The following is a 16,618-nucleotide window of genomic DNA, read 5'->3' as shown; positions in this document are numbered from 1 at the left end:
CCAGGCCGCCTCTTGGCGCAGGTCACCGAGGAGACGCCGCACCGGTCGAAAGCCCAAGTACATCCAGTACAAGGACTTCCGGCCGGCAGTCCCCCAAGCTCTTCGAGCCGGGGGACGCCCATGACGCCGCTCCTTGACGGGCAAACGTTGCCTGCCGCGGCACTAGTCTTCGGGATACCCGACGGCCTCCGTCGTGGTCTCCTTCAGTTCCCCGTCCAGCATCAGCCACCGGGTGATTCCGATGGACTCCAGGAACCGCAGGTCGTGGCTGGCCACGATCAGCGCGCCCTCGTACGACTCCAGGGCGGAGGTGAGCTGTCGCACGCTCGCCATGTCGAGGTTGTTCGTCGGCTCGTCGAGCATGAGCAGCTGCGGTGCCGGCTCGGCCAGCATGAGCGCCGCGAGCGCGGCCCGGAAGCGTTCGCCACCGGACAGGGTCGCCGCCCGCTGGTCGGCCCGTGCCCCCCGGAAGAGGAAGCGCGCCAACCGGGCCCGGACCCGGTTGTTGGTGGCGCCCGGCGCGAACCGTGCCACGTTCTCGGCGACCGTCAGCTCGTCGTCGAGAACGTCGAGTCGCTGCGGCAGGAAGCGCAGCGGGACGTGCGCGATCGCCTCACCGGACACCGGCCGCAGCTCTCCCGCGATCGTCCGCAGCAGTGTGGTCTTGCCCGCACCGTTGCGCCCGACCAGCGCGATTCGTTCCGGGCCGCGCAGATCGAACTCGCCACCCACGCGTGCCCCGTAACGGAGTTCCAGCGCGCTCAGGGTGAGGACGTTCCGCCCGGGCGGCACCGCCGTGTACGGCAGGTCGATCCGGATCTCGTCGTCGTCACGCACCGCGTCCACCGCCTCGTCGAGCCGCTCCCTGGCCTCGGCGAGCTTCTCCTCGTGCATGATCCGGTGCTTGCCCGCGGACTCCTGGGCCGCGCGTTTGCGCGCCCCCATGACGATCTTCGGTTCGCGCTTGCTGTCCCACATCTTCTGCCCGTACCGCTTGCGGCGGGCCAACTTGACCTGGGCGTCCATCAGTTCGCGTTTCTGCTTCTTCAGATCGGCCTCCGCGACCCGCACCATGCGCGTCGCCGCCTCCTGCTCGACGGCGAGCGCCTCCTCGTAGGCGGAGAAGTTGCCGCCGTACCAGGTCACCTCCCCGGAGTGCAGGTCGGCGATCTGGTCGACCAGGTCCAGCAGTTCACGGTCGTGGCTGACCACCACCAGGACGCCCGACCACGACGACACGGCCTGGTACAGCCGCCGCCGCGCGTACAGGTCCAGGTTGTTGGTGGGCTCGTCCAGCAGCAGGACGTCGGGCCGGCTCAGCAGCAGTGCGGCCAGCCGCAGCAGCACCGACTCGCCGCCCGAGACCTCGCCGATGGTGCGGTCGAGGCCGATGTGGCCGAGCCCGAGCTGGCCGAGGGTGGCCAGCGCGCGCTCCTCCACGTCCCAGTCGTCGCCGATCGCCGTGAAGTGTTCCTCGGCGGTGTCGCCCGACTCGATGGCGTGCAGCGCCGCCCGCGCGGCGTCGATGCCGAGCACCTGGTCGACCCGCAGCGTGGTGTCGAGCGTGACGTTCTGCGGCAGGTACCCGATCTCGCCCGCCACCCGGACGGTGCCGTCGGAGGGGGTGAGTTCCCCGGCGACGAGCCTTAACAGGGTGGATTTGCCCGACCCGTTGACGCCGACGAGCCCGGTCCTGCCGGAGCCGAAGGCGACCTGCAACCCGTCGAAGACGACGGTGCCGTCCGGCCAGGCGAAGGACAGGGAGGTGACTGCGATGGACGTGGAAGAAGGCGACGAAGGCGGCCAGGACGACGAAGAGGACGAGGAAGACGAAGAGGATGTGGATGACATGGGGCCTCGCGGTTGCTCGGAGTGGGCAAGGGCAACTCGTGAGAGACACCGCGAGGGGCGAGGAAGGCTGAGGACCCTGATCCGGAAGGCACCGAAGGAGCCGGAAGGCACCGGCAGAACCGGATGGCGCCGAGAGGCACGGAAGGTACCGGGAAGCACCGGGAGGGACGGCTCGAGAACCGAGGTCGCCGACACGCGCGCAGCTGCCATGAACGGCACGACTGCGGGAAGCGGTGTCTCAGGACCTCAGTAGAGCAACGTCCTTCTCCAATCGACGGCAACAGGACCTCGTACACCGTAGGAGGGGCCCGGAAAGGCTGTCAACGCATTAACGTGACCGTGCCCGACCGCGATCAGGAGGCCAGGTGCCAGGAGACCCGCTCTCGCTCCCCGCCCGTCTTTACCTGCTGTCGTGGGACACCGGCAGCGGCAAGGTCACCGGCGCCGCCCACATCCACCACCTGGTGCGGGCCGGTGCCCTGACCGAACTGGCCCAGCGCGGACTCCTCGTCGACGACGACGGCATCGCCGAACCGGTCGACCCCGACGCCCGCACCGGTGATCTCGCCCTCGACGGACTGCTCGAACTCGTGCGGGAGTCCCGGCCACGCAGGTGGAAGACCTGGGTGACGCTTCGGGCCCGGGTCACCCTGGACGCCGTGCGGGCGCAGCTGGCCGCGAGCGGTTATGTGCGGGCGGAGAAGAAACGGGTCCTCGGACTGTTCCCGTCGGTGGAGTACGAGGTGCAGCGTCCGGCCGTCGTGGACGAGCTGAGGAAGCAGGCGCGGCTGGTGCTGGAGGGGCCGGTGCCGGTCGCGGAGGTCTCCGACCGGGACGCGGTCCTCGTCGCCCTCGCCGCGGCGGCGGAGCTGCGCACGCTCGTCCCGGCCAAGGAGCGCAAGCGCCACAAGGAGCGGATCGACCAGCTCAGCGAGCGCGGCGGGGCTGCGGCTCCGGCCCTGAAGCGGGTGATCCAGGAGGTGCGCTCGGCGGTGATCGTCGCCGTCACGACGTCGTCCATCACCAGCACGACAACGGGGTCCTGAGGCACTTTCGGCCCCTCCGCCCGGAAGGCCGCCGTCGCGCACGCCCTGGTCCGCCGCGCCGAACGGGAGCTGTTGGGCGCGGCGGACCCGCGATTCGCCGGCCGAAGGGTGGGACTACGGGGAGCGGGACGAACCGGCGGCGGGCAGGGGACGACTCAGCATGCGTCCCGCATCAGCTCAGCCAGGTCGCGGTCCAGGTCGATCTGGAGGTGCTCCGTCCCCACCGGCACGAGGTCAGCCGTGCGCTGCAGAAAGTGCCGGAGCTCGCCCGCGCGGACGTGCACCACGGCGGTGCCCTCGGGGGCGTGGAACTCCAGCACGGTGCGGTCGTACCCGTACGGGCGCACCCGTACGTCGCCCTGTCCCATCGGCACGTCCATACCGGCGCTGAGCAACTCCCGGGCGAAGGTCCAGCAGACCTCGACGCCCTCCAGGGTGGCCGGGGCCGGGAAGGTCATACGGACGGCGAACGGATCACGCCGGTCGTACTGGAGCGTCGCGGGAATGCTCGGCATCCGCGGCGCGGCGGCGACGAGACGGGCCTCAACGGGCTGCTCGATGACGGTGGACAACGCCTTGCTCCCTCGTGACGGCTGATCGGGCTCCGGGCAGAAGAGACCGGGTATTGGAAGAGACGTCGGAACGACTCAATCCGTGTACACGAATTCCGAGTGACCTCTGTCACCGAGTCCAATCCCCGAGGTGACAGCTCTCACCCCAAGGCGTGAAACAAGGTCATCTGGACGCAACCAGGGGAGTGAGTCACCTTCCCGCGCCGCCCGTGCGCTGACCGTGCACCCGCGCGCGGGCCGTGCTTGGCTGGGAGAGGGGCGCTACCAGCAACGGACGAAGGAGCGCGGCCATGCCACGCGGATCGAGCCCCAAGCGGGAACGGCAGTACGAACACATCAAGGAGAGCGCGCGGGAACGCGGTGAGAGCAGCGAGCGCGCCAAGGAGATCGCCGCCCGGACCGTGAACAAGGAACGCGCCCGGAAGGGCGAGTCCAAGACGGCGAGCCGCACCTCGACCCAGGACATCTCGTCCGGCCGCCGCGGCGGTCTGCGATCCGGCAAGGGCTCCCAGGGACGCACCTACGACCAGCTGTACGAGGAGGCCAAGAACCGCAACATCGAGGGCCGTTCGAAGATGAACAAGCAGGAACTCGAACGAGCCCTGCGGCGCTGACCGGCCATGTACGCCTACCGGCCGCGGTGTTCCCGCGGAACCTCCGGGACGGGCAGCTGCGGAGGGGGCGGGACCACCACCCTGACCGGGGACGCCGGGCGCGGGCGGGCCCGGGCGCCAGGCGAAGACGTCCGCGGAGCAACGCCGACCGGGTACGGTCGTCCCACGATGACGACCGTACCCGGACGCATTCCCGTCGACTGGCCCGCCACCGAGGACGAGGCCCGTGCCGTGCAGGACGCGCTGCGCGGGCGGGTCGTGCTGGACGAGCCGGGCCCGCCGCCCGGGACCGGCCGGGTGACCGGCGTGGACGTGGCGTACGACGACGAGCGTGACGTGGTCGCCGCGGCGGCCGTCGTGCTCGACGCGGCCACCCTCGATGTGCTCGCCGAGGCCACGAAGGTCGGCCGGATCTCCTTCCCGTACGTTCCCGGCCTGCTTGCCTTCCGGGAGATCCCGACCGTCCTGGCGGCCCTCGGTGAACTGCCCTGTGACCCGGGCCTGGTGGTCTGCGACGGCTACGGCATCGCCCACCCGCGCCGCTTCGGCCTCGCCAGCCACCTCGGCGTCCTCACCGGATGGCCCACCATCGGCGTCGCCAAGAACCCCTTCATCTTCTCGTACGAGGAACCGGGCGCCGCCCGCGGTTCCGGCACGCCCCTGCTGGCGGGCACCGAGGAGGTGGGCCGGGCGCTGCGCACCCGGGACGGCGTCAAGCCGGTGTTCGTCTCCGTCGGGCACCGGGTGAACCTCGACGTCGCCTGTGCGCACACGCTGCGCCTCACCTCCGGCTACCGGCTGCCCGAGTCGACCCGGCGCGCGGACGCGCTGTGCCGCAGGGCGCTGCGCGAGGCGACGGCCTGACCGCCTCCCCGGCACCGAGTCCGTCTTGCCGGTACCGAGTCCGCCTCCCCGGTACCGAGTCCGTCTTGCCGGTACCGAGTCCGCCTCCCCGGTACCGAGTCCGTCTTGCCGGTACCGAGTCCGCCTCCCCGGTACCGAGTCCGTCTTGCCGGTACCGAGTCCGCTTCGCCGGTACCGAGTCCGTCTTGCCGGTACCGAGTCCGCCTCCCCGGTACCGAGTCCGTCTTGCCGGTACCGAGTCCGCTTCGCCGGTACCGAGTCCGTCTTGCCGGTACCGAGTCCGCTTCGCCGGTACCGAGTCCGTCTTGCCGGTACCGAGTCCGCTTCGCCGGCACCGAGTCCGTCTTGCCGGTACCGAGTCCCCTCCCGGTAGCGAGCCCCCTGAGTACCGAATCTGAGTACCTGTACGGATGCCAGGCCCCGGCGGTGGTCGGCAGGCTGTGACGTATGACGACACACCGTGCCCCCAGGACCGCCGCCGACACCGCCCCGCCCGTCGAGCGCGCCGTCATGATCGGCCTCGTGCTCGGCGTGCTCGCCGGGTTCGCCTGGATAGGCGGGATGCTCTACACGGTCTTCGGGTGACGGTCTTTCGCCTGACCCTCAGGCCCCGGCCACGACCCGGAAGGTGATCCCCGCCCGGCGCAGCCGTTCGATCAGCGCGTCGCCCATGGCGACCGCCGTCGTGAGCTGACCGGCCCGTGCCGGAAGGTCGTCGAAGGCCAGGGACAACGCGGACTCGGCGAGCATCTTGGCCGTCTCGCCGTACCCGGGGTCGCCGCCCGTGACCTCCGTGAAGACCCTGCGGCCACCGCCCTCACCCACGAATCGCACCGTGAACCAGCTCTTGGCGCGCTTGGCCGCGTCCGGCCCCTCACCAGGCTTGAGCCGGTTGGAGAGCAGGCGCCGGGTTGCCGGCAACTGGGCCGCGGCGAAGACCGTACCCGCGAAGGCCACCCCGCCGAGGACGAACGGCAGCCGTTTGACGGCCGCGTAGTGGCGGTAGCGGAAGTCGGGCCCGTACCGGTCGAGAGCGCGGGCCGAGCGAGCCACGATCTGCGGGTCGATGGTGGGCAGCGGCACCACCCACGCACCCACCTCCTTGGCGAACCGCGGCACACCGGGTCCGGCGGAGGCACGCCGCCCCAGCAGTCGCGGCTCGTGCCTTCTGCGCTCCCGCCCCGCGGCCGCCATCTGCGGACCGCGCGAGAACTGGTTGAGCGCGGAGGCGAACGTCCCGCCGGAGAACATCCCCTGGACTCGCACGAATCCCTCCACGGTGAGGGGCACTCCCTCGGGGAGCTGCCGGACCGTGAAGTACGCCCCCAGGTCGTGCGGAACGGAGTCGAAGCCGCAGGCGTGCACCAGCCGTGCTCCGGTCTCACGCGCGCGTGCGTCGTACCGCACGTACATCAGGTCGACGAACTCCGGCTCTCCGGTCAGGTCCACGTAGTCGGTCCCCGCCTCCGCGCAGGCGGCGACCAGTTCCTCGCCGTGGTGCACGTACGGGCCGACGGTGGTGGCCACCACGCGCGCGTGCCCGGCCAGTTCGCGCATCGACTCCGCGTCGCCCGCGTCGGCGCGCAGCAGACCCAGGGTCGCGCACGCCGGGTCGATCTCCGCCAGCCGGTTCCTCAGCCGCTCCAGCTTGCCTGCGTCGCGCCCCGCGACCGCCCAGCGCAGCCCGTCCGGCGCATGCCGGGCGAGGTACTCCGCGGTGAGTTCGCCGACGAATCCCGTGGCTCCGAAGAGCACGATGTCGTACGTGCGCTCGGTGTCGTTCCGCCTGCCCATACCACCCCTTTGTCGTCTGCCAGGTCTGCGTCTTCCGGCCGCCTGCCGCCGACCTCCGCCAGTCTGCCGACCGTCCGTCCAACCGCCGGCTTCCGTCCGTCTGCCGGCCGTCGTCCGGCCGTCCGTCGACCGCCTTCGGTCCGTCTGCCGTCCACCGACCGCCGTCCGTCCCGCGCCGTTGTCGGTGGCTGAGGCTAGCGTGGGGAGCAGGCGATCAAGAAGGCACCCCGCACTTGACTGAGCGCTTGCTTGCTGAGAGCTTGTGAGGACTGGAAGGTGTTCTTGGCGTCGCCGGTGTCGCATCTGGTGTTCGACAGCGCTGGGGGCTGGATGACAGTGGCAGGGCACGGACCGCTCAGCGGGGTCCGCGTGGTCGAGCTGGCCGGCATCGGCCCCGGCCCGTTCGCGGCCATGCTCCTCGCCGACCTGGGCGCCGACGTGGTCCGCGTGGACCGGCCGGGTGTCCCGGGCCTGGTCGTCGACCCCGAGTACGACATCACCAACCGCAACAAGCGCTCGGTCCTGATCGACCTGAAGTCCGCGGACGGGCCGGACCGCGTACTCCGGCTGGCCGAACGGGCCGACGTCCTCATCGAGGGCTACCGGCCGGGCGTCGCCGAGCGTCTCGGGGTGGGCCCCGAGGTGTGTCTCGCCCGCAACCCGAAGCTGGTGTACGGGCGGATGACCGGCTGGGGCCAGGAGGGCCCGCTGGCCCACCGCGCCGGGCACGACATCGCGTACATCGCCCTCACCGGCACCCTCGGCATGATCGGCAGCCCGGACCAGCCACCCGCGGTCCCGGCGAACCTCGTCGGGGACTACGCAGGCGGCTCCCTCTACCTGGTCGTCGGCGTACTCGCCGCGCTGCACCACGCGCGCGCCACGGGCACCGGACAGGTGGTGGACGCCGCGATCGTCGACGGCACCGCGCACCTGTCCTCGATGATCCACGGCATGCTCGCGGCCGGCGGCTGGCAGGACCGGCGCGGGGCCAATCTCCTCGACGGCGGCTGCCCGTTCTACGGCACGTACGAGACCGCCGACGGCCGGTACATGGCGGTGGGCGCCCTCGAGCAGCAGTTCTACGAGGAGTTCGTGAGAATCTTCGGCATCGAGGAGGAGGCCCCGGCCCGCAAGGACAGGTCCCGCTGGGCGGAACTGCGTGAGACGGTCGCGGCCCGCTTCAAGACCCGCACCCGGGACGAGTGGGCGGCCGTCTTCGAGGGCTCCGACGCCTGCGTGGCGCCCGTGCTCTCACTGCGCGAGGCGCCCCACCACCCGCATCTGGCCGCCCGCGGCACCTTCACCGACCACGGCGGCATCACCCAGCCCGCTCCGGCCCCGCGCTTCTCGGTCACCCACACGTCCGTACGCGGCGGCCCCGCACAACCCGGCGCCGACGCGGCGGAGGTGGCCCGGGACTGGGACATACCGGACCTGACGGCCGAGCCGACGCTCCCTCGCGACGGGGCCGGTCCACCTGACAGGTCCGGGACGGCCGTCGATCCCACCGGCGGCACCGGCGGCACCGGCGGCTCCGGACGATGACCGGGCCTTCGGCGGCCGCCCGAGTCGCCCCGGTCCCTCCGCCCCTCCACCCCGCACGGCCCCGGCCGCGGCACAACGGAAAGGCTCTTCACCCGTGAGCACCGAAGCGTACGTGTACGACGCGATCCGCACCCCGCGCGGACGCGGCAAGGCGAACGGCGCCCTGCACGGCACCAAGCCCATCGACCTGGTCGTCGGGCTCATCCACGAGATGCGGGCCCGCTTCCCGGGCCTCGACCCGGCCGCGATCGACGACGTCGTGCTCGGTGTCGTCGGCCCGGTCGGCGACCAGGGCTCCGACATCGCCCGGATCGCCGCCATCGCCGCCGGCCTCCCCGACACGGTGGCCGGCGTCCAGGAGAACCGCTTCTGTGCCTCCGGCCTGGAAGCGGTCAACATGGCCGCCGTCAAGGTCCGTTCGGGCTGGGAGGACCTGGTGCTCGCGGGCGGCGTGGAGTCGATGTCCAGGGTGCCGATGGCCTCCGACGGCGGTGCCTGGTTCGCCGACCCGATGACCAACATCGCCACCAACTTCGTCCCCCAGGGCATCGGCGCCGACCTGATCGCCACGATCGAGGGATTCTCCCGGCGCGACGTCGACGAATACGCGGCGCTGTCCCAGGAGCGAGCCGCGACGGCCTGGAAGGAGGGCCGGTTCGATCGGTCCGTGGTCCCCGTGAAGGACCGCAGCGGGCTGGTGATCCTGGACCACGACGAGCACATGCGGCCGGGCACCACGGCCGATTCGCTGGCCAAGCTGAAGCCGTCGTTCGCGGACATCGGCGAACTCGGCGGGTTCGACGCGGTGGCGCTGCAGACGTACCACTGGGTGGAGAAGATCGACCACGTCCACCACGCGGGCAACTCCTCCGGCATCGTCGACGGCGCCTCCCTCGTCGCCATCGGCTCCAAGGAGGTCGGCGAGCGCCACGGCCTCAGGCCCCGCGCGCGGATCGTCTCCGCCGCGGTCTCCGGCTCCGAGCCCACCATCATGCTCACCGGCCCGGCACCCGCCACCCGCAAGGCGCTCGCCAAGGCCGGGCTGACCATCGACGACATCGACCTCGTCGAGATCAACGAGGCGTTCGCCGCGGTCGTGCTGCGCTTCGTGAAGGACATGGGCCTCACCCTGGACAAGGTCAACGTCAACGGCGGGGCGATCGCCCTCGGCCACCCGCTGGGCGCCACCGGCGCGATGATCCTGGGCTCGCTGATCGACGAACTCGAGCGGCAGGACAAGCGCTACGGACTCGCCACCCTCTGCGTCGGCGGCGGCATGGGCATCGCCACCGTCGTCGAACGCCTCTGAACGTCCCGTCCCCTACGGAGAAGCAGCCATGACCGAAAGCACGACCATCCGCTGGGAACAGGACGAGACCGGTGTCGTCACCCTCGTCCTCGACGACCCCGACCAGTCCGCCAACACCATGAACCAGGCCTTCCGGGCCTCCATCGCCGCGATCGCCGACCGCGCGGTGGCCGAGCGGGACTCCATCCGCGGCATCATCTACACCTCCGCCAAGAAGACGTTCTTCGCGGGCGGCGACCTCAAGGACATGATGAGGGTCGGCCCCGAGGACGCCCAGCTGGCCTTCGACACCTGCGCCGACATCAAGGACTCCCTGCGCCGCATCGAGACCCTCGGCAAGCCGGTCGTCGCCGCCATCAACGGCGCCGCGCTCGGCGGCGGTTACGAGATCTGCCTCGCCAGCCACCACCGCATCGCCCTCGACACCCCCGACTCCAAGATCGGCCTGCCCGAGGTCACCCTCGGTCTGCTCCCGGCCGGCGGCGGCGTCACCCGCACCGTACGCCTGATGGGCATCGCCGACGCGCTGCTGAAGGTGCTGCTCCAGGGCACCCAGTACAACCCGCGGCGCGCCCTCGAGAACGGCCTCGTGCACGACGTGGCCACCACCCGCGAGGAGATGCTCGCCAAGGCCCGCGCCTTCATCGACGCCACTCCCGAGTCCCACCAGCCCTGGGACAAGCCCGGCTACAAGATCCCCGGCGGCACACCCTCGAACCCCAGGTTCGCCGCCAACCTGCCCGCCTTCCCGGCCAATCTGCGCAAGCAGCTGAACGGCGCGCCCTATCCGGCCCCGCGCAACATCATGGCCGCGGCCGTCGAGGGCTCCCAGGTCGACTTCGAGACCGCGCTGACCATCGAGGGCCGGTACTTCACGGAGCTGGTCACCGGACAGACCGCCAAGAACATGATCCAGGCGTTCTTCTTCGACCTCCAGGCCGTCAACGCGGGCAGAAACCGCCCCCAGGGCATCGAGCCCCGCCAGGTCCGCAAGGTCGCCGTCCTCGGCGCCGGGATGATGGGCGCCGGCATCGCCTACTCCTGTGCCCGCGCCGGTATCGAGGTGATCCTCAAGGACGTCTCCTTCGAGGCCGCGGTCAAGGGCAAGGCCTACTCCGAGAAGCTCTGCGCCAAAGCCGTGGCCAGGGGACGCAGCACCCAGGAGAAGGCGGACGCGCTGCTGGCCCGCATCAAGCCCACCGCCGACCCGGCCGACGCCGCGGGCTGCGACGCCGTGATCGAGGCCGTGTTCGAGGACCCGGCGCTCAAGCACAAGGTGTTCCAGGAGATCGAGCAGGTCGTCGCGCCCGACGCGCTGCTGTGCTCCAACACCTCCACCCTGCCGATCACCGCGCTCGCCGAGGGCGTCGAGCGACAGGCAGACTTCGTCGGACTGCACTTCTTCTCGCCCGTCGACAAGATGCCGCTGGTCGAGATCATCAAGGGCGGACGAACCGGCGAGGAGGCCCTGGCCCGCGCCTTCGACCTGGTCCGCCAGATCAGGAAGACCCCGATCATCGTCAACGACTCGCGGGGGTTCTTCACCTCCCGCGTGATCGGGCACTTCATCAACGAGGGCGTGGCCATGGTCGGCGAGGGCATCGAGCCCGCCTCCGTGGAGCAGGCGGCGGCCCAGGCGGGCTACCCCGCGAAGGTCCTCTCCCTCATGGACGAACTGACCCTCACCCTGCCCCGCAAGATCCGTCAGGAGACGAAGCGGGCGGTCGAGGAGGCCGGCGGCACCTGGGCCGCCCACCCGGCCGAAGCGGTCATCGACCGCATGGTGGACGAGTTCGGCCGCACGGGGCGCAGTGCGGGCGCGGGCTTCTACGACTACGTGGACGGCAAGCGGGACAAGCTCTGGCCGGGCCTGCGCGAGCACTTCACCCGCCCGGGCACCGAGATCCCGTTCAAGGACATGCAGGAGCGCATGCTGTTCGCCGAGGCGCTGGACACCGTCCGGCTCCTCGAGGAGGGCGTGCTGACGTCCGTCGCGGACGCCAACATCGGCTCCATTTTCGGCATCGGTTTCCCCGGCTGGACCGGCGGCGTGCTGCAGTACATCAACGGCTACGAGGGCGGGTTGACCGGGTTCGTGACCCGCGCGCGCGAACTGGCCGACCGCTACGGCGATCGGTTCACGCCTCCGGCGCTGCTGGTCGCGAAGGCGGAGAAGGGGGAACGGTTCACGGACACGCCGTGAGGCGCAGACCCAAGGCGCAGACCTCGAGGAGCAGACCTCGAGGCGCTGAGCGGTACGCCTGACACATGCCGCTCCTGACGGGTTTTCGCCCCGCCGCCCCTACCCGATACGGTTTCCGGGCGCTCCGCCCCCGGGGACCGTATCGGCCTGCGGTCTCGTCCTCGAACTCGCTCAAGGCCTCAGCTCCGCTCCAGCAGGGCGTGAGCTTGTGTGAGCCAGGTCACATGGCAGGGGTGCATAGCAGGGCAGGGGCCAGTGTCTTATCTGAAGGTGTAGGGGCGTGCCGAGGTAAGGGACGACGCTGATGGGGCAGTTGCGGGCCGTTGAGTTCGACCGGTTCGTGGCGGCTCGGTGGGCCGCGTTGCTTCACCTGGCGCGGCTGCTCACCGGCGGAGACCGGCACCGGGCCGAGGATCTGCTGCAAGAGGCGCTCGTCAAGCTGTGGTTCGCCTGGCCGAAGGTGGCCGAGCAGGCGCCCGAGGCATACGTGCGCAGGGTCCTGGTCCGTGCCGCGGCTCGCTCGGCACGGCGTCGCTGGTGGGGCGAGCACCCTGTGGACCAGCTGCCCGAGCCGCCCGAGGCGGGAGACGAGACCGCCGCCGTGGATGAGCGGACCCGGTTGGAGGCCACGCTGGCGTTGCTGCCGGCGCGGCAACGGGCCGCGGTGGTGCTGCGCTACTACCAGGACCTGCCCGAGCGGCACGTCGCGGAAGTGCTGGGGTGTCCGGTGGGTACCGCCCGTTCACTCACGGCACGCGGCGTCGCGCGGTTACGGCTGCTTCTGGCTGAGGCAGTCGAGCCGGCCGAGTGAAGAAGGAGCCATGGATCACTTCGAGCAGGAGCTGGCACGGATGATGCGTGACAGCCGGGAGGACACGCCCTACGAGGACCGGCACCGGCACCGACTGCAAGCCGGTGTCCGCGCCCGACAGCGGGCCCGGACCGCCTGGATGGCCACCGGATCCGTGCTGACCGTCGCCGGACTCGGAGTCGGACTGATGGTCCTGCCGAACTCTTTCGCGCAGAGCGGGCCCACCGGCCCTCAGCCCCGCCCCGTCACCTCCGCCGAGTCGGCCCCGATGCCGTCGACGGCCCGCCCCGCCTCCACCGCGAAGGAGGCGCCGATGCCGACCTGCACGTCAACCACCGGGCCCGAGCCGATGCCGTCGACGGACGGCCCCGCCTCCCCTGTCAAGCCGATGTCGTCGACGGACGGCCCCGCCTCCCCTGCCGAGCGGATGCCGATGCAGGCCTGCACGACAGCAACCAGGCCGGTGCCGATGCCGTACCGCCCCTCGACCTCCGAGCCGGTCCCGATGCCGACACGGACCGCGACCACCAGGTAGCGCCTTGGCCGGGTTCAAGCGGCCCCGACGGGTGAGGGGAACCCGAACCGGCGTGACCACCACCACCCGCCGGGCAGCTGATCCCCGCTCGCCCTGCTCTCCACGAGTGAAAAGCAGACCACGTGATCCACGAGAACGCGCCCGCGTCGGTCGATGTACCGCGGAACGCGGCGAACAGCCGGCCGACCTCCTGGGAGCGGCGGCTGCGCCGCTTCGGGCACGTCGAGCGACCCCGTACGTCCACGCGCGACCGCCTGATGGCGCCGTTTCCCGAACCCGGGTCACGACTGTGGCGCACACTCGGGCTGTCCCCGGTAGCGGCCGACCGGCTGGTGCGCTGGTCGGGATGGGGCGGGCCGCTGCTGGTGGCGCTCCTTGCCGGGCTGACGCGCTTCTGGCGTCTGGGCAGCCCGCGAGCGGTCGTCTTCGACGAGACGTACTACGCGAAGGACGCCTGGTCCTTGCTGCGGCTCGGCTACGAGGGGACCTGGCCGGACCGCAAGGTCACCGACCCGCAGATCCTGGCCGACCCCCAGGTGATCCCGCTCTCCGACGCCGGGTCCTTCGTCGCGCACCCACCGGCGGGCAAGTGGGTGATCGCCCTCGGCGAGTGGTTGTTCGGCCTCACGCCCTTCGGCTGGCGCTTCATGACGGCGCTCCTGGGCACGCTGTCGGTGCTGATGCTGTGCCGAATCGGGCGCCGCCTGTTCCGTTCGACTGTGCTGGGCTGCACAGCCGGGGCACTGATGGCGGTGGACGGCCTGCATTACGTGATGAGCCGCACCGCTCTGCTCGACCTCGTCGTCATGTTCTTCGTCCTGGCGGCGTTCGGATGCCTGCTCATCGACCGGGACAGCGCGCGGGCCCGGCTCGCGGCAGCCTTACCCGCGGACGACGACGGCCACGTGCGACCGGACCAGGACACCGGGGCCCGCGCCGGGACGGGAGTTCGTCCGTGGCGGCTCGCGGCCGGCTTCTTCCTGGGCCTGGCGGCCTCGACCAAATGGAACGGCCTGTATTTCCTGGCCTCCTTCATCGTCCTGACCGTGCTGTGGGACGTCGGTGCCCGCCGCGTCGCGGGGGCACGCCACCCGTACCGTGCTGTGCTGCGCAGGGATGCCGGCTGGTCGGTGGTGTCCCTCGTTCCGGTTGCCGGGGTGACCTATCTGGCGACCTGGACCGGCTGGTTCCTCTCCGACAACGGTTACGGGCGGCACTGGGCGGACGGCCGCGGCGGCGCATGGTCGTGGATCCCGGCCCCGCTCCGCAGCCTGTGGCACTACGAGTACGGGGTCTACCAGTTCAATGTGGGCCTGGACGCGTTCCACAAGTACGAGTCCAACCCGTGGAGCTGGCTGGTCCTCGGCCGTCCCGTGCTGTTCTCCTACGAGTCGCCGGGGGCCGGCAAGGACGGCTGCCACGCGGCGTCCGGCTGCTCGCAGGCGGTCCTCGCACTGGGCACGCCGTTGTTGTGGTGGTCGGCATGCTGCGCGCTGGTGTATCTGCTCTATCGCTGGGCGCTGCGCCGCGACTGGCGCGCGGGAGCCGTCCTGTGCGCGGTGGGTGCCGGTTATCTTCCCTGGTTCCTGTACCAGGACCGAACGATCTTCTCCTTCTACGCCGTCGTCTTCGTGCCGTACCTGTGCCTGGCCGTGGCGATGACGCTGGGTGCGCTGCTGGGGCCGCCGGGGGCGGATGAAAAGCGCCGGATGCGGGGTGCGGTGGCGACGGGCGCGCTGGTGGTGCTCATCGCCTGGAACTTCATCTACTTCTTCCCGATCTACACGGGTCTGACGATTCCGTATCCCGGCTGGCGCACCCGCATGTGGCTCGATACCTGGATCTGAAAGCTCACACCGAGCCCGGACGGCGAGGACGTGGCGCACCGGCCCGGAAGGGCCACCCGGCCAGGGCCAGCCCCTGTCCGGGCCCCTCTCCCTTTCCGGGTCCCTCCCCGGTCAGTGCTCGTGGACGGAGTTCGTCGCAGCGATCTTCCGCCAGGACTTCGGCGGAGAGATCGCGCCACCCTTCGTGCCCAGGGCCCGCACCGCGATCGACGCCTCCCGCGCAGCCGGAGCCCCCGGCTTCGACGGCTGGTACAGCCAGGTGTCGAGCAGGGAGCCGAGCGGCTTCCCGGAGATCCGCTCCGCGTACTCCCGGAAGTCGCCGACCGTGGCGTTCCCGTGCGCGTACTCCTGCGGCCAGCCCTTCAGGACGGCGAAGAACGCCTCGTCGCCGATCTCGTTGCGCAGCGCCTGGAGGGCGAGCGCGCCCCGGTCGTAGACCGCGATGTCGAACTGGTGCTCAGGACCGGGGTCGCCGGGCTTGACGGTCCAGAAGGCGTCGTCGGCCGGGCGGGAGGCGTACACGTAGTCGGCGATCTCCTGTGCCGTGCCCTCGCCCTCGTGCTCGGACCACAGCCACTGCGCGTACCGCGCGAAGCCCTCGTTGATCCAGATGTCCTTCCAGCCGGCGACGGACACCAGGTCCCCGTACCACTGGTGGGCCAGCTCATGGACCACGACGGACACGTTGGACCCGCTCGCGAACTGCCGGGGGCTGTAGAACGGCCGCGTCTGGGTCTCCAGCGCGTACCCGGTGGTGGTGTTGGGGACGTACCCGCCGAGCGCGTTGAAGGGGTACGGCCCGAAGTGGCCGGCGAGCCAGTCGGCGACCTCCCCGGTCCGTTCGATGCTGGCCCGCGCCGCCCCGTAGTTGTCGCCCAGGTCCTTGCTGTAGGCGTTGAGGATCGGGATGCCGTCGTCGGAGGTGCTCCTGGTGATGTCGAACTTCCCGACCGCCAGCGTCGCGAGGTACGTGGCCTGCGGCTTGTTGGACCGCCAGGCGTAACGGGTCCAGCCGGTCCGTGAAGTAGTCGACTGGAGCGTGCCGTTGGAGATCGCCTGGGTGCCGTCCGGAACGGCGACCGACACGTCGTAGGTGGCCTTGTCCAGCGGGTGGTCGTTGCTGGGGAACCACCACCACGCGGCCTCGGGCTCGTTCGCGGCGACGCCGCCGTCCGGTGTGCGGTGCCAGCTCGTGAAGCCGTACGCCTTCTTCGACGAGGGCACACCGCTGTAGCGCACGACGACGGTGAGGGGCGTGCCCTTCGGCAGCGGGTTCCGCGGGGTGATCTCCAACTCGTGCTCGCCGGAGGCGGTGAAGGACGCCGCGGCGCCGTTGACCCGTACCTCGCTGACGTCCAGCAGAAAGTCCAGGTTGAAGCGGGAGAGGTCCTCGGTCGTGGTGGCCAGCAGCATCGCCGTGCCCGCCAGTTCGTCGGTCGTCGGCTGGTACTTCAGCCGCAGGTCGTAGTGGGAGACGTCGTATCCGCCGTTGCCGTACGCCGGGTAGTAGGGGTCGCCGATGCCCGGCGCCCCGGGTTCGTAGTCCGCCGCCGATGCCGGAACGGACAGCAGCAACGAGGTCGCGAGCGCGCCCGGGACGATGAGTCTGCGGTGCACGAGAATG

14 protein-coding genes are annotated in these 16,618 nt (G+C 70.8%); 9 read left to right on the top strand and 5 right to left on the bottom strand.

Features of this window, described 5'->3' with window-relative positions; all coding sequences use genetic code 11:
• Nucleotides 1-162: 162 nt before the first annotated feature.
• Nucleotides 163-1,851, bottom strand: a complete 1,689-nt coding sequence (locus EF387_RS34155) for an ABC-F family ATP-binding cassette domain-containing protein (RefSeq protein ID WP_128380469.1) — start codon at nucleotides 1,849-1,851, stop codon at nucleotides 163-165.
• A 365-nt stretch (nucleotides 1,852-2,216) separates the two neighbouring features.
• Between EF387_RS34155 and EF387_RS34150 the strand changes: the two genes are divergently transcribed.
• Entirely contained in the window at nucleotides 2,217-2,897 is a 681-nt protein-coding gene (locus EF387_RS34150; protein WP_128380468.1) for a GOLPH3/VPS74 family protein, read from the top strand.
• A 155-nt stretch (nucleotides 2,898-3,052) separates the two neighbouring features.
• Here EF387_RS34150 and ssgD read toward each other — a convergent pair whose 3' ends face one another.
• A complete protein-coding gene (ssgD, locus tag EF387_RS34145; protein WP_128380467.1) occupies nucleotides 3,053-3,469 on the bottom strand; it encodes a spore wall synthesis regulator SsgD in 417 nt (138 codons plus the stop codon).
• Between the two features lie 290 nt (nucleotides 3,470-3,759).
• On the opposite strand from ssgD, the gene EF387_RS34140 reads away from it, so the two are divergent.
• From EF387_RS34140 to mmpA, 3 genes are all read left to right on the top strand, one after another.
• Nucleotides 3,760-4,083 (top strand): plasmid stabilization protein, encoded by a 324-nt coding sequence (locus EF387_RS34140; RefSeq protein ID WP_128380466.1) that lies wholly within the window; start codon nucleotides 3,760-3,762, stop codon nucleotides 4,081-4,083.
• Nucleotides 4,084-4,251: 168 nt separating this feature from the next.
• The gene (locus EF387_RS34135) at nucleotides 4,252-4,947 is read left to right on the top strand and encodes an endonuclease V (protein ID WP_128380465.1); all 696 of its coding nucleotides are present in this window, start codon (nucleotides 4,252-4,254) and stop codon (nucleotides 4,945-4,947) included.
• A gap of 447 nt (nucleotides 4,948-5,394) precedes the next feature.
• The gene (gene mmpA, locus EF387_RS47605) at nucleotides 5,395-5,532 is read left to right on the top strand and encodes a morphogenic membrane protein MmpA (protein WP_202918389.1); all 138 of its coding nucleotides are present in this window, start codon (nucleotides 5,395-5,397) and stop codon (nucleotides 5,530-5,532) included.
• 18 nt (nucleotides 5,533-5,550) lie between these two features.
• Here mmpA and EF387_RS34130 read toward each other — a convergent pair whose 3' ends face one another.
• Nucleotides 5,551-6,741 carry a saccharopine dehydrogenase family protein gene (locus EF387_RS34130; protein ID WP_128379475.1) on the bottom strand — a complete coding sequence of 397 codons (1,191 nt, stop codon included), beginning with the start codon at nucleotides 6,739-6,741 and terminating at the stop codon, nucleotides 5,551-5,553.
• A 330-nt stretch (nucleotides 6,742-7,071) separates the two neighbouring features.
• On the opposite strand from EF387_RS34130, the gene EF387_RS34125 reads away from it, so the two are divergent.
• The 4 genes from EF387_RS34125 to EF387_RS34110 all read left to right on the top strand — a co-directional run bounded on the left by EF387_RS34125 (nucleotide 7,072) and on the right by EF387_RS34110 (nucleotide 12,612).
• The gene (locus EF387_RS34125; protein ID WP_128379502.1) at nucleotides 7,072-8,289 is read left to right on the top strand and encodes a CaiB/BaiF CoA transferase family protein; all 1,218 of its coding nucleotides are present in this window, start codon (nucleotides 7,072-7,074) and stop codon (nucleotides 8,287-8,289) included.
• A gap of 94 nt (nucleotides 8,290-8,383) precedes the next feature.
• Nucleotides 8,384-9,598, top strand: coding sequence for an acetyl-CoA C-acetyltransferase (locus EF387_RS34120; RefSeq protein WP_128379474.1), 1,215 nt, complete (start codon nucleotides 8,384-8,386; stop codon nucleotides 9,596-9,598).
• A gap of 28 nt (nucleotides 9,599-9,626) precedes the next feature.
• A complete protein-coding gene (locus tag EF387_RS34115) occupies nucleotides 9,627-11,801 on the top strand; it encodes a 3-hydroxyacyl-CoA dehydrogenase NAD-binding domain-containing protein (RefSeq protein ID WP_128379473.1) in 2,175 nt (724 codons plus the stop codon).
• A gap of 304 nt (nucleotides 11,802-12,105) precedes the next feature.
• Entirely contained in the window at nucleotides 12,106-12,612 is a 507-nt protein-coding gene (locus tag EF387_RS34110; protein ID WP_128379472.1) for a SigE family RNA polymerase sigma factor, read from the top strand.
• Between the two features lie 231 nt (nucleotides 12,613-12,843).
• Here EF387_RS34110 and EF387_RS34105 read toward each other — a convergent pair whose 3' ends face one another.
• A complete protein-coding gene (locus tag EF387_RS34105; protein WP_128379471.1) occupies nucleotides 12,844-13,140 on the bottom strand; it encodes a hypothetical protein in 297 nt (98 codons plus the stop codon).
• 129 nt (nucleotides 13,141-13,269) lie between these two features.
• Here EF387_RS34105 and EF387_RS34100 point away from each other — a divergent pair, with 129 nt between their 5' ends.
• Complete coding sequence (locus EF387_RS34100) at nucleotides 13,270-14,994, top strand: dolichyl-phosphate-mannose--protein mannosyltransferase (RefSeq protein ID WP_162467226.1); 1,725 nt, start codon at nucleotides 13,270-13,272, stop codon at nucleotides 14,992-14,994.
• Between the two features lie 111 nt (nucleotides 14,995-15,105).
• On the opposite strand, the gene EF387_RS34095 is transcribed toward EF387_RS34100, so the two are convergent.
• Nucleotides 15,106-16,611, bottom strand: a complete 1,506-nt coding sequence (locus tag EF387_RS34095) for a M1 family metallopeptidase (protein ID WP_128379470.1) — start codon at nucleotides 16,609-16,611, stop codon at nucleotides 15,106-15,108.
• Nucleotides 16,612-16,618 lie beyond the last annotated feature (7 nt).

It is taken from the genome of Streptomyces cavernae (assembly GCF_004023625.1).
GTDB lineage: Bacteria > Actinomycetota > Actinomycetes > Streptomycetales > Streptomycetaceae > Streptomyces > Streptomyces cavernae.
This window is presented reverse-complemented; position numbering and strand designations above follow the sequence as displayed.

Bases quoted from the DNA above. Each gene is read 5' to 3' on its own strand.
- EF387_RS34130 (WP_128379475.1), bottom strand. From the start codon at position 6,741: ATGGGCAGGCGGAACGACACCGAGCGCACGTACGACATCGTGCTCTTC.
- EF387_RS34125 (WP_128379502.1), top strand. From the start codon at position 7,072: ATGACAGTGGCAGGGCACGGACCGCTCAGCGGGGTCCGCGTGGTCGAG.
- EF387_RS34140 (WP_128380466.1), top strand. From the start codon at position 3,760: ATGCCACGCGGATCGAGCCCCAAGCGGGAACGGCAGTACGAACACATC.
- EF387_RS34115 (WP_128379473.1), top strand. From the start codon at position 9,627: ATGACCGAAAGCACGACCATCCGCTGGGAACAGGACGAGACCGGTGTC.
- EF387_RS34155 (WP_128380469.1), bottom strand. From the start codon at position 1,851: ATGTCATCCACATCCTCTTCGTCTTCCTCGTCCTCTTCGTCGTCCTGG.
- EF387_RS34135 (WP_128380465.1), top strand. From the start codon at position 4,252: ATGACGACCGTACCCGGACGCATTCCCGTCGACTGGCCCGCCACCGAG.
- EF387_RS34110 (WP_128379472.1), top strand. From the start codon at position 12,106: ATGGGGCAGTTGCGGGCCGTTGAGTTCGACCGGTTCGTGGCGGCTCGG.
- mmpA (WP_202918389.1), top strand. From the start codon at position 5,395: ATGACGACACACCGTGCCCCCAGGACCGCCGCCGACACCGCCCCGCCC.